Annotated in this window: 11 protein-coding genes; 6 read left to right on the top strand and 5 right to left on the bottom strand. The window is 68.4% G+C overall.

Annotation, left to right across the window (positions count from 1 at the left end; genetic code table 11):
- Nucleotides 1–33: 33 nt before the first annotated feature.
- Together ACFM35_RS13500 and ACFM35_RS13495 are read right to left on the bottom strand one after the other, a co-directional pair.
- On the bottom strand, nucleotides 34–999 hold the full coding sequence (locus ACFM35_RS13500) for a transketolase family protein (protein WP_378842850.1): 966 nt from the start codon (nucleotides 997–999) through the stop codon (nucleotides 34–36).
- Nucleotides 999–1,877: a transketolase gene (locus ACFM35_RS13495; RefSeq protein ID WP_378842848.1), complete on the bottom strand. Its 879-nt coding sequence runs from the start codon at nucleotides 1,875–1,877 to the stop codon at nucleotides 999–1,001. The genes ACFM35_RS13500 and ACFM35_RS13495 overlap by 1 nt, the downstream gene beginning before the upstream one ends.
- Nucleotides 1,878–2,129: 252 nt before the next feature.
- Here ACFM35_RS13495 and ACFM35_RS13490 point away from each other — a divergent pair, with 252 nt between their 5' ends.
- The 5 genes from ACFM35_RS13490 to ACFM35_RS13470 all read left to right on the top strand — a co-directional run bounded on the left by ACFM35_RS13490 (nucleotide 2,130) and on the right by ACFM35_RS13470 (nucleotide 6,809).
- Nucleotides 2,130–2,669: a MarR family winged helix-turn-helix transcriptional regulator gene (locus ACFM35_RS13490; RefSeq protein ID WP_378842846.1), complete on the top strand. Its 540-nt coding sequence runs from the start codon at nucleotides 2,130–2,132 to the stop codon at nucleotides 2,667–2,669.
- A gap of 185 nt (nucleotides 2,670–2,854) precedes the next feature.
- The gene (locus ACFM35_RS13485) at nucleotides 2,855–3,688 is read left to right on the top strand and encodes a methylenetetrahydrofolate reductase (RefSeq protein WP_378843047.1); all 834 of its coding nucleotides are present in this window, start codon (nucleotides 2,855–2,857) and stop codon (nucleotides 3,686–3,688) included.
- A 12-nt stretch (nucleotides 3,689–3,700) separates the two neighbouring features.
- On the top strand, nucleotides 3,701–4,576 hold the full coding sequence (purU, locus tag ACFM35_RS13480; RefSeq protein ID WP_378842844.1) for a formyltetrahydrofolate deformylase: 876 nt from the start codon (nucleotides 3,701–3,703) through the stop codon (nucleotides 4,574–4,576).
- Between the two features lie 69 nt (nucleotides 4,577–4,645).
- A complete protein-coding gene (gene ligM, locus ACFM35_RS13475) occupies nucleotides 4,646–6,058 on the top strand; it encodes a vanillate/3-O-methylgallate O-demethylase (RefSeq protein WP_378842842.1) in 1,413 nt (470 codons plus the stop codon).
- 172 nt (nucleotides 6,059–6,230) lie between these two features.
- The gene (locus ACFM35_RS13470; protein WP_378842840.1) at nucleotides 6,231–6,809 is read left to right on the top strand and encodes a PadR family transcriptional regulator; all 579 of its coding nucleotides are present in this window, start codon (nucleotides 6,231–6,233) and stop codon (nucleotides 6,807–6,809) included.
- Nucleotides 6,810–6,849: 40 nt separating this feature from the next.
- On the opposite strand, the gene ACFM35_RS13465 is transcribed toward ACFM35_RS13470, so the two are convergent.
- Both ACFM35_RS13465 and ACFM35_RS13460 read right to left on the bottom strand, forming a co-directional pair.
- On the bottom strand, nucleotides 6,850–7,809 hold the full coding sequence (locus ACFM35_RS13465; protein ID WP_378842838.1) for a serine hydrolase: 960 nt from the start codon (nucleotides 7,807–7,809) through the stop codon (nucleotides 6,850–6,852).
- A gap of 46 nt (nucleotides 7,810–7,855) precedes the next feature.
- The gene (locus ACFM35_RS13460; protein WP_378842836.1) at nucleotides 7,856–9,838 is read right to left on the bottom strand and encodes a M13 family metallopeptidase; all 1,983 of its coding nucleotides are present in this window, start codon (nucleotides 9,836–9,838) and stop codon (nucleotides 7,856–7,858) included.
- A 98-nt stretch (nucleotides 9,839–9,936) separates the two neighbouring features.
- Here ACFM35_RS13460 and ACFM35_RS13455 point away from each other — a divergent pair, with 98 nt between their 5' ends.
- Complete coding sequence (locus ACFM35_RS13455; protein ID WP_378842834.1) at nucleotides 9,937–11,259, top strand: MATE family efflux transporter; 1,323 nt, start codon at nucleotides 9,937–9,939, stop codon at nucleotides 11,257–11,259.
- A gap of 12 nt (nucleotides 11,260–11,271) precedes the next feature.
- Here ACFM35_RS13455 and ACFM35_RS13450 read toward each other — a convergent pair whose 3' ends face one another.
- Entirely contained in the window at nucleotides 11,272–11,940 is a 669-nt protein-coding gene (locus ACFM35_RS13450) for a TrmH family RNA methyltransferase (protein WP_378842833.1), read from the bottom strand.
- Nucleotides 11,941–12,066 lie beyond the last annotated feature (126 nt).

The raw sequence follows: 12,066 nt of genomic DNA, 5'->3' as shown, positions 1-12,066 counted from the left end.
TGCGGCGAAAGGGGGTGGCGCGGAGCGCGGCCGTCAGTCCGCGGCGGCGATCACGCGACGGGCGGCCGCGACCGTGGCCGACAAGCCGTAGCCGTGCTTGTCGCGCAGTTCCTCGTCGTCCCCGAACCCCGCGTACACCTGGGGGATGCCGAGACGTTCGAAGGCGGTGAGACGGATGCCTCGGTCAGCGACGACGTCGGCGATACGTGAGGCCAACCCGCCGTAGGCCAGGTGGTCCTCGAGGATCACGAACCGTCCGCCGGTCTCGGCGGCACACTGAGCGATCAGGTCCTCGTCGATCGGCTTGAGGGTGAACATGTCCACGACGCGTACCGAGCGACCGTCCTTGGCGAGCTCGTCCGCGGCGTCCAGCGCTTGGGAGACCACGGTGCCGTGGGTGAAGATCGTGGCGTCCGTGCCCTGCCGGGCGATGATGCCCTTCCCGATCCGGATGTCGTGCTGGCCCGGTTCGTAGAGCACCTTGTCCTTCTTGCCGACGGCGAGGCGGATGTAGATCGGGCCCTCCATCGTCATCGACTGGCGCAGGATCTCGCCGACCATGAGCGGGTCTCCGATGGAGGTGACGGTCATGTTGGTGAGGGCGCACATGAGCGCGAGATCCTCGACCGCGTAGTGGGTCGAGCCGCCGTTGCCGACCAGGCCACCGTGCGTGCCGATGATCTTCACGGGCAGGTTCGGGTAGCAGACGTCGGAGCGCACCTGTTCCAGCGCCCGCATCGAAAGGAACGGCAGCATGCCCGAAACGACGGGGATGTTGCCGTCGTAGGCGAGTCCGGCAGCGATGCCGACGCAGACCTGCTCGGCGAGCCCCACATCGAGGAATCGCTCGGGGAACTTGTCGCGGAACTCCACGAGCGTCGCCCCGATGTCGGGCGTCAGCACCCACAGGTTGGCATACTCGTCGCCGAGCTCGGCGAGCGTGGTGCCGATGACGGACCGGGCACCCAGGAACTCGCCGAACGTGAAGGTCACAGGCATCAGACGCTCTCCTTCGTGCGGGATGCCTCGAGCGCGGCCAGTGCGCGATCGAGGTCGGCGGCGCCGAGCGATCCGGCGTGCCATGCGAGGTTGTGCTCCATGAAGTCGACGCCCTTGCCCTTCACGGTTTCGCAGATCACCACGGTGGGACGGTCACTGTCGGTGGCCGGCAGGGCATCGATCGTGTCGACGAGCTGAGTCATGTCGTGGCCGTCGATGTGGACGACGTTCCAGCCGAACGCCGCCCATTTGTCGGGATACGGCTCGAAGACGACCCGCTCCTCCGCGAAGCTCGTCATCAGCTGACGGTTGCGGTCCACGAAGGCGACGAGGTTGCCGAGCTCGTTGCTGCGTGCGGCCATCGCGGCCTCCCAGACCGACCCCTCGCCGGTCTCACCGTCGCCGAGCAGGCACACCACACGGTGCGACTCACCTCGACCGCGTGCGCTGAGCGCCATGCCCACCGCCAACGGAAGTCCGTGACCGAGCGAGCCGGTCGAGCACTCGACACCCGGCAGCTGCACTTTGCACGGATGCATGCCGTACGCACTGTCGAGCTGGCCGTAGGTGTCGACGATCCCCTCGTAGGAGAAGAAGCCGCGCATCGCCATCGCGATGTACATGCACACGGCCGCATGGCCCTTGCTGAGCACGAAACGGTCCCGCTGGGGGTTCCGCAGGTCGGTCGGGTCCACGCGGAGCCCGTATTGGTAGAGCGCGGTGAAGATGTCGGCCGCCGACAGGTCGCCGCCGATGTGGACGGCTCCTTCATACGTGCCGCAGAGCTGCAGCAGCTTGGCGCGCAGCTCGAACGCCAGCTCTTCGAGCTCTTCGACGGTGTGCGGATCCGCATCCGTCGGCAGGGTCATCTGGCCCATCTCATGTCTCCTCATCGATGACACGGACGTCGCTGAACAGCCCCGCAAGGCGTCTTCATCGACTCTCGTTCTGCGATCGGGTCCGGGCTCCGGACCTCGATGTGGCGACAGTAACACGATGTGGTTTACCTGTAAACAGGATCATCGATAAACTCGGAGACGACGCGTCGGCCGCCGGAAGTCGGGTGAACGCCTCGATGATTAGACTCGCGGCACGGATCGCGGTCGATTCGACGCGGGGAGGGAGCAGGGGTGACGCGCGACGCGGATGCCACTGTCGGGCCGGTGTTCGTGGGCTCCGTCGAGATCGAGACCGAGCCGCTCCCCGGCGTGATCGACACCGAGAGGTTCACGCCCCGTCTGCTCCACCTGCTGTCGAACGCCCTCGTGTGGAGAGAGTCCCGACTGCTGCGGGCCGCCTTCAACCTGGGTACGAACGACTGGCGCGTGATCTCCGCGATCGCGATCCGTCCCGGCGCGACCTCGACCGACATCTCCGAGTTCGTCGCGATGAACAAGGCGATCGTGTCCAAGAGCGTGAATACGCTGATCGCCCGCGAGCTGATCGTGCCCGCCGATGGCAGACGCGGGTCGCGCCATCTGTATCTGACCCGGGCCGGGGCAGACATGCACCACCGCATGAAGCCGATCTCGCTGGAGGGGCAGCAGATCGTGCTGGCCGATCTGAGCGACGCCGAGGTCGACCAGCTCAACGATCTGCTGACCCGACTGCTGCTGAAGACACCCGAACTGTCGGTGAACGCCGACGATCATGTCGCGGGTGAGGACTGACCGGGCGATCCGCATTCCGGCAATGTACCTATAGACATTCCCTATGTCGATAGGTATCGTGAGGGACGCAGGGTGCGACGCCGCCCCCGCACTGGGAGTGGAAAGGACCTCGATCAGTGGCACACACGACACCGGCCCCGAACCGGCAGGCTGCGCTCGACCTCATCGGTGATTTCTCCCTCGAGATGACCGGCAAGGACATCCCCGGCCTCGAAGAGGCCAAGCACGCCATCCCCCCGGGAACCAAGATCAACGTGACGTTCCTCGGCAATGAGGACATCGACATGCGCGTCGCCGCGTCGAAGGCCGTGCGCGACCTGGGGTTCATCCCGGTGCCGCACATCTCGGCGCGCCGCATCCAGTCGCAGGATCAGCTCGAGGAGTTCCTGGGGCGCCTGCAGGAGGTCGGCGCCACCGAGCAGGTGTTCTCGGTGGGCGGCGACCCGTCCGAGCCCGAGGGCCCGTACCCGGATTCGCTCAGCGTCATCCAGACCGGGCTGCTGCAGAAGTACGGGGTGCGCGAGGTCTCGATCGCCGGGTACCCCGAGGGTCACCCCGACATCAAGAGCGACGTGCTCTGGCGCCACCTCGAAGACAAGTCCGCCGCGCTCACGGAGCAGGGACTGGATGCCGTCATCCTGACCCAGTTCGCATTCGACACCGATCCCGTGATCGCGTGGATCGACGAAGTGCGGGCCCGCGGCATCGCCACGCAGATCCGGATCGGCACCCCCGGCCCGGCCGGCATCAAGCGCCTCCTCGGGTTCGCCCGGCGGTTCGGCATCGGCGCGAACGCCATGATCGTGAAGAAGTACGGCTTCTCGCTCACCAACCTGATGGGAACGGCGGGGCCCGACCGCTTCGTATCCGACCTGTCGGCGCTGCTGGCCGAGCGCAACCCCCAGTCGCCCGCCGACGGCGCTCCCGGCGACGCGGGTGTGAAGCTGCACTTCTACACCTTCGGAGGACTCAAGGCCACGGCGGAATGGGCCGACGCCTACACCGCCGCACAGTCCTGACAGGGTGGAACCATGACTGTGCACACGGACGCCTTCAAAGACCACGCCTGCCTCATCGTCCACGGGCCCGACAAGGCCGGCCTGGTGGCCGCGGTCACCGCGCTGATCACCCGCAACAAGGGCAACATCATCTCGCTCGACCAGTACTCCGACAACCCGGAGGGCGGGGCGTTCTTTCAGCGTGTCGTGTTCCACCGCCCCGACCTGACGTCGTACTTCCCCGACATCGAGGCCGACCTCGAGGCGACGCTGCAGCCGTACGAGATGTCCTGGACCCTGACCGATCAGTCGGTGCCCAAGCGCATGGCGATCCTCGCCTCGAAATCGGACCACTGCCTGCTCGAGCTGCTCTGGCGTCAGCGGAGAGGTGAGCTGCGCGTCGTCATCCCTATGGTCATCTCCAACCACACCGACGTCGCCGAGGACGTGCGCTCCTTCGGCGTGCCGTTCTTCCACATCCCCTCGCAGGGCCCCGACAAGTCCGAGGCCGAGGGCCGCATCCTCGAACTCCTCCGCGGCAACGTCGACATGGTGGTCCTCGCCCGGTACATGCAGATCATCTCCGAAGACTTCCTCGATGATGTCGCCGTACCGGTCATCAACATCCACCACTCGTTCCTCCCCGCATTCATCGGCGCGGCGCCGTATCGCAAGGCGAAAGAGCGCGGCGTGAAGCTGATCGGCGCGACATCGCACTACGTCACGAAAGATCTCGACGAAGGGCCGATCATCGAGCAGGACGTCGCCCGCGTCGATCACTCCATGTCGGCCGCCGACCTCCAGGCCCGCGGCGCCTACGTGGAACGCGCCGTGCTCTCCCGCGCGGTGCAATGGCACGCCGAAGACCGCGTCATCCGACACGGCAACCAAACCATCGTGTTCGCCTGACGGCGCGCACGCGAACACCCGGATGGATGCCTCGGCCGAGGCATCCGCCCACGAACAGAGAGGTTCACCATGGCACCGAAGAATCTGCAAGAGGTCATCGACGCGGCAGGCAGCCCTGTCGAGCTCCTGCGCAATTCGCAGATCGGCTCGTACATCTACCCGGTCGTCCCCGCCGACTTCCAGAACTGGATCAAGGAGCAGAAGGCGTGGCGTGATTCCGCGGTGCTCTACGACCAGTCGCACCACATGGACAACCTGTTCCTCAAGGGCTCCGACGCGATCAAGCTGATCTCCGACACGGCGATCAACTCGACGGCCGTGTTCCCGGTCGACAAGGCGAAGCAGTACGTTCCGACCACCGCGGGCGGTCATGTCATCGGTGACGGCATCCTGTTCCGCGAAGCGGAAGACGAGTACACCTACGTCGGCCGCGCGCCCGCGTCGAACTGGCTGCTGTTCCACGGCGAGACCGGTGGCTACGCGAACCTCGACATCGAGATCGACCGCCGCTCGCCCTCGCGTCCGTACGGTCACGAGGTCACGCGCCGCTACTACCGCTTCCAGATCCAGGGTCCGAGCGCATGGCAGGTCATCGAGAAGCTCAACGGCGGATCGCTCGAACAGCTGAAGTTCTTCAACATGTCGACGATGACGATCGACGGTACGACGGTGCGCACTCTGCGTCACGGCATGGCGGGTGCTCCCGGTCTCGAGATCTGGGGCCCGTACGCCGACCACGACCGCATCTGGTCGGCCATCGTCGAGGCCGGCGCCGAGTTCGGGCTCGTGCCCGTGGGCTCGCGCGCCTACCCGTCGAACACGCTCGAGTCCGGCTGGATCCCCTCGCCGCTGCCCGCGATCTACACGGGGGCCGAGGAGCAGGCGTACCGCGAGTGGCTGCCGGCAGACGGCTACGAGGCCACCGGGACGCTCGCCGGCTCATTCGTCTCGGACGACATCGCCGACTACTACCTCACCCCGTGGGAGCTCGGCTACGGCAACTTCGTCAAGTTCGATCACGACTTCATCGGCCGCGACGCTCTCGAGAAGGTCGACCCGGCCTCGCAGCGCAAGAAGGTCACGCTCGCGTGGGACGCCGAGGATCTCGGCAAGGTCTGGACATCGCTGCTGAACGTCGACGGGCCCAGCTACAAGTTCTTCGACCTCCCGCTCGCGAACTACGGCTCGGCGAACTACGACTCGGTGATCGACGAGGACGGCACGGTCGTCGGATACTCCATGTTCACGGGGTACAGCGCCAACGAGCGACGTGGTCTCTCCCTCGCGACGGTCGACCCGAACGTACCCGAGGGCACCGAGCTCAAGGTCGTGTGGGGCGAGCCGAACGGGGGCACCACGAAGGCCAGTGTCGAGCCGCACGAGCAGACCGAAGTGCGCGCCGTCGTCAGCCCCGTCCCGTACTCGACGGTCGCCCGCGCCACCTACCAGGGTGGCTGGCGCACGCAGTACCAGTCGGCATGACCCGTCGGTGACGATGGCAGGGGGTCCGAGCGCACGCTCGGGCCCCCTGGTCTTTCCGCGGCGCGGTCCGGGCGGACGCGGACGCGTGGCCGCGGCCTCCGCTCGCCGCCCGATAATCTCGATCACGGCACACCACGCCGAGATCCCCGACTTCGACCGCCGAAGGAGCTTCATGAGCCTGCGCTACGCGCTCCTCGCGCTCCTGCGCGTCGGCCCGCTCTCGGGCTACGACCTGCAGAAGCAGTTCTCGCTGTCGGTCGGACACGTCTGGCATGCCCCCGACTCGCAGATCTACCCCGAGCTCCGCAAGATGGAGACCGAAGGCCTGGTCGAGGGCGAGGAGCAGACCCGCGGTGAGCGCGGGACGCGTCGCGTCTATCACGTGACGGATGCCGGCGAGCAGGCGTACCTCGCATGGATGCGGTCATCGCTGGACTATCAGCGGGTGCGCGACCCCGCGCACCTCCGCGCCGCGTACCTCGAGAGCACGACGCCGGACGCCGCCCGCGCCTTCCTGCGCGGTCACATCGCACAGTGGGAATCCGAGCTCGACCAGTGGGAGACGGAGTTGCGCCGGATCGACGCGGCCGACAACCCGATGCTCGTGCGCCGATTGGCCGTCACCGCCCCCGAGAACCGCGAACGCACGATCGCCTACAAGCGGTTCGCGTACGAAGGCCTGGTCGATCGCGCGCACGTCGAGATCGAGTGGGCCAGGCGCGGGCTCGAACTGGTCGACCGGCTCGAATAGCGCGGACCGCGGGGTGCCGCACGCCTCTCGACGGCTCGACCTAGAACACGTACTCCATCAGGTCCAGGCCCAGCACCCGGAAGGCCTCGTGGGCGCGCAGCCGGTGCGCGATCGACAGGTCGTCGAAGCACACGATCAGGGCGTACGAGACCCCGGCCCGAGGACCCGCGAGGACTCCGGCCTCCGCCCTGACACCGGCGTCCCGGCCCGTCTTGTTGATGAAGAGCAGCCCGTACTCGTCGTTCTCGTGCGCGAAGGGATCGAGACCGGTCGCGGATGCCACGAGACTGAGGTCATGGTTCAGGCTGAGCCACTCCGCCACCTGCGCACTCACGCCGGCCGAGACCGCGGTGGCGTTCACGAGCGCGCCGAAGAGGGCGGAGAACTCGCGGGCCGTGCCGAGCGCGAGGTGCGGAGCGTCATCAGGACCGCGGTGATCGCGGAAGCGGTCGAGCACCGCAGAGCGCTCGAACCCGAGTGCACCGAGCCGCGAACGCACGGCGTCGAAGCCGACGCGCTCGAGGAGGGCGTTGACGGCCAGTGCATCGCCGGTCGCCGCGGCGAGCACCGCGAGGTCGACGATCGGCAGCGCCGGCGCCTTGAGATGCTGCCACACTCCGGAGACCGACACCGCGTCGAGGGCGTCGCGGTCGATGATCTCCAGCGCATCCAGCGTCCCCGCCTCGAATCGCGCGGCGACCTCGACCAGGAGGGGGACGACCCCGAGCCCGGCGACCGGGAGCGTCAGGTGGTCATCGCCCGCCAGCACCGCGGTGCCACGATCGAGGTCGTCGACGCGCAGAGACACGCGCGCCCCCGACACCGCCAGGCCGTCGAGCGCTGCGAGCGTCGAAGCGAAGGAACGGCGACCGTCCGCGGAACGCCGCATCGGCCGTTTGCCGCCTCGCCGCAGCCCCCGCTGCACGTCGGCACTTCTCAGGTGTGGTCCTTGGGCAGGCGACGAGGCCGCGGTGTCGAAGGGCTCAGGGGGCGCACCCACGAGCAGGGGTCCTTCCGGTGTGATGGCGAGGGGGAGGACGAACGGGTCACCAGATGGTGACGCGTTCATCCTTGTCGAGCCAGAGCGCATCCGTCTCCGTGACGCCGAACGCGTCGTAGAACGCGTCGACGTTGCGGACGATCTGATTGCAGCGGAACTCGTTCGGGGAGTGCGGGTCGATCGTCAGCAGACGGATGGTCTCGGCATCCCGGCCCTTCTGCTGCCAGATCTGACCCCACGACAGCAGCAGACGCTGCACGCCGGTGTATCCCTCGATCTCGGGCGCACCCGTGGGTACGCCGTCGGGATCTTCGCCGAGCGAGAGGGCGTAGGCCTTCAGGGCGATGCTCAGCCCGCCCAGGTCGCCGATGTTCTCGCCGATCGTCAGGGCGCCGTTCACGGTGTTCTCCGCCGGCAGTCCCCGCGGGACGAGGGTGTTGTACTGCGCGATGAGCGACGCCGTACGCTCCTCGAACGCGCTGCGGTCGGCATCGGTCCACCAGTCGCGCAGCGATCCGTCGCCGTCGAAGCGGCTGCCCTGGTCGTCGAACCCGTGGCCGACCTCGTGCCCGATGACCGCGCCGATGCCGCCGTAATTGGCCGCGGCATCCCGCTCCGCATCGAAGAAGGGGTATTGCAGGATGGCCGCGGGGAACACGATCTCGTTCATCAGCGGGTTGTAGTACGCGTTGACGGTCTGCGGCGTCATGAACCACTCGTCCCGGTCGATCGGCTGCCCCACCTTGCCGAGCTGGCGGTCGTGCTCGAGCACGTGCGCGCGGCGGACGTTGCCGACCAGGTCGTCGGCGTCGATCTCGAGCCCCGAGTAGTCCTTCCACTTCACCGGGTACCCGATCTTGGGGGTGAACGTGTCCAGCTTGGCGAGGGCACGATCGCGCGTCTCGGGGGTCATCCAGTCGAGCGAGCGGATGCTGCGCCGGTAGGCCTCGAGCAGGTTCGCGACGAGCTCGTCCATGGCCTCCTTCGCGGCCGGCGGGAAGTGGCGCTCGACGTACACCTTGCCGACCGATTCGCCCATCGCGGCCTCGACGAGGCTGACTCCGCGCTTCCACCGCTCGCGGTTGACGGGGACGCCCGTCAGCTGCGTGCCGTAGAACGCGAAGTTCTCCTCGACGAACGGGTCAGACAGGAAAGCGGCCGCGCCGTGCACGATCTTGAAGCGCAGCCACGCCTTCCAGTCCTCGAGGCGCTCGTCGCTCAGCAGTGCGCCGAGCCCTTCGAGGAAGCTCGGCTGGTAGACGACCACCTCGTCGAAGGCGCCGGCGTGATCGGCGGCGATGCCCTCGAGCCACGGCGCCAGATCGACGCCGACGAGCTCCACCACGTCCTCCCACGTCTTCAGGTTGTAGGTGGCGACCGCGTCACGGCTGCGCACGTTGTCCCAGTGGTGCGAGGCCAGCTCGGTCTCGAGCGCCATGATCCGGTCGGCGGCATCCGCCGCCCCCTCGACACCGGCGAGCGCCAGGATCTTCTCGATGTGCGCGCGGTAGGCGGTGCGGGTGGCCTCGAAGCTCTCGAGCCGGTAGTAGCTCTCGTCGGGCATGCTGATGCCGCTCTGGATGAGGAACGGCACGTACCGTGTGGGGTTGCCGGGATCGGGCTCGACGTAGAGGTCGATCATGCCGCCCACACCGTCGCGCTCGAGGCGGCCGACGGTGCGCAGCAGCGTGGGGACGCTGTCGATCGCATCGACGAGCGCGAGGTTCTCGGCCAGCGGTGCCGCGCCGAGGCGGTCGATCGTCTCGGTGTCGAGGAAGCTCGCGTAGAGGTCGCCGATCTTCCTCGTCTCGGTACCGGGCTCGGCATCGCGCGACTCGTCGATGATGGCGCGGACGTCTTTCTCGGCCTGCTCGGCGATGAGGTGGAACGAGCCCCACCGAGCCTTGTCCTCGGGGATCTCCGTGCGGTCCAGCCACTGTCCGTTGACGTGGCGGAAGAGGTCGTCCTGGGGGCGGATCTCGGGGCTCAGGTCATCGAGCGCGAGACCGGATCGGAGGGAGTCGGTCATGCGCTAAAGCGTACGCTTCCGCGTGACGGCCCCCAACACGACGGCCCGCGGCGCCGCGGTGCAGCGAGCGGGTGCCGCAGCCCTCGTAGGCTCGCAGGGTGAGCGCTCCCGACACCCTGAACCGCGACATCCTGCGGCTCGCGGTGCCCGCGCTCGGAGCTCTGATCGCCGAGCCGGCGTTCCTCATCGTCGATTCCGCCCTCATCGGACATCTGGGCGTGGCGCCGCTCGCGGGTCTCGGCATCGCCGCGGCGGTGCTGCAGACGATCGTCGGGTTGATGGTGTTCCTCGCCTATTCGACGACCCCCGCCGTCGCCCGGCGGTTCGGCGCCGGAGACCCCTCACGCGCCGTCTCTGTGGGCATCGACGGCATGTGGCTCGCGGTGGGGCTGGGCGCGGTGCTGGCCCTCGTCGGGTCGCTCTCGACCGGATGGCTCGTGTCGCTGTTCGGCGCCGCCCCCGACGTCACCGAACAGGCCGAGGTGTACCTCCGCATCTCGATGTGGGGGCTCCCGGCGATGCTGGTCGTGTTCGCCGCGACCGGACTGCTGCGCGGCATGCAGAACACGCTCACCCCGCTGTGGATCGCGGGGCTCGGCTTCGCCGCGAACGCGCTGCTCAACTGGTTCCTCATCTACGGGCTCGGCTGGGGCATCGCCGGGTCGGCGGCCGGCACCGTGCTCGCCCAGTGGTCGATGGTCGCCGCCTACGTGGTCGTCGTCGGCCGGATGGCACGCCGGCATGCGGCATCCGTCCTCCCCCAGCGCGACGGTGTGACCGGATCGGCGCGGTCGGGCGGATGGCTGTTCCTGCGCACCCTGTCGCTGCGGGTGGCCCTGCTGGCGACGGTCGGCATCGCGACCGGTCTCGGCACCGACGAGCTGGCCGGGTGGCAGGTGGTGTTCACGATCTTCTCCACCGCGGCCTTCGCCCTCGACGCGCTCGCGATCGCGGCGCAGGCGCTGATCGGCAAGGGGCTCGGCGCCGAGGACGAGCGCACCGTCGTGCGGGTGCTGCGCCGCACGGTGGCCTGGGGTGCGTGGTTCGGGGTGGTCGTCGGCGCCGTCATCGCCGCCCTGTCGGGCGTGATCGGGCTCATCTTCACCGGGGATGCCGCGCTCGCCGCCCTCATCCGGCCGGCACTGCTCGTTCTCGCGGTGGCCCAGCCCGTCGCCGGGGTCGTGTTCGTCCTCGACGGCGTGCTGATGGGAGCGGGCGACGCGAGATACCTCGCGCTCGCCGGCGGCCTCACCCTGGTCGCCTTCGTGCCCGTGCTGGTCGTCCTCGACGCGGTGGGCGCGGGTGGGGCGGACGGCCTCGCGTGGCTCGCGGTCGCGTTCTTCGGCGTGTACCTCCTCGCGCGGCTGGCCACCCTCGGGTGGCGGGTGCGGGGCACGCGCTGGATGACGACCGGCGCGTGACCGCCGGCGCGCTCAGCCCCGCGCCCACCGCCGGCACCACTCGTACATCACGACGGCGGCCGCAGCGCTGGCGTTGATCGAGCGGGTCGATCCGTACTGTGTGATCTCGACGACTCCGGATGCCGCGTCCAGCGCCTCGGCGCTGAGCCCCGGCCCTTCCTGTCCGAACAGCAGGACGCAGCGCTCCGGCAGGTCCGCCCGGTCGACCGCGACGGAACCGTCGACGTTGTCGACCGCCACGATGGGGAGTGATGCCTCGGCCGCCCATGATGCGAAAGCCGCGACATCCGCGTGGTGAACGACGTGCTGGTATCGGTCGGTGACCATCGCCCCGCGGCGGTTCCAGCGCCGCCGGCCGATGATGTGGACGGTGTCGGCGAGGAACGCGTTCGCGCTCCGCACGATCGACCCGATGTTCATGTCGTGCTGCCAGTTCTCGATCGCGACGTGGAAGGGGTGGCGGTGCTCGTCGAGGTCGGCGACGATCGCGTCCATCCGCCAATAGCGGTAACGGTCGATGACGTTGCGGGCGTCGCCGCCGGCGAGCAGCTCGGGATCGAGGTGCGGGTCGTCCGGCCACGCGTCCGGTCCGCCCGGCCACGGGCCCACGCCGACCGCGAGCAAGGGCTCGACGGGCTCGGCCGCGGCGTCGGCCCTGGGTGGCTCGGGTTCGGCGTTCACCGGGCAAGGCTACCGACTTGCCCGGGCCTGTAACTCCCCAAGAATCTCCCTGCCGCGCTCCGATCGGGCCCGAATTCCACCCACGGCGTCCGATGGTGAGGAGTTGCGCGCACGCCGGCCCCGAGA

The organism is Microbacterium songi, assembly GCF_042747925.1.
Lineage (GTDB): Bacteria > Actinomycetota > Actinomycetes > Actinomycetales > Microbacteriaceae > Microbacterium.
Note: the sequence above shows the minus strand (reverse complement) of the source record. Positions and strands in the feature narration are given on the sequence as shown.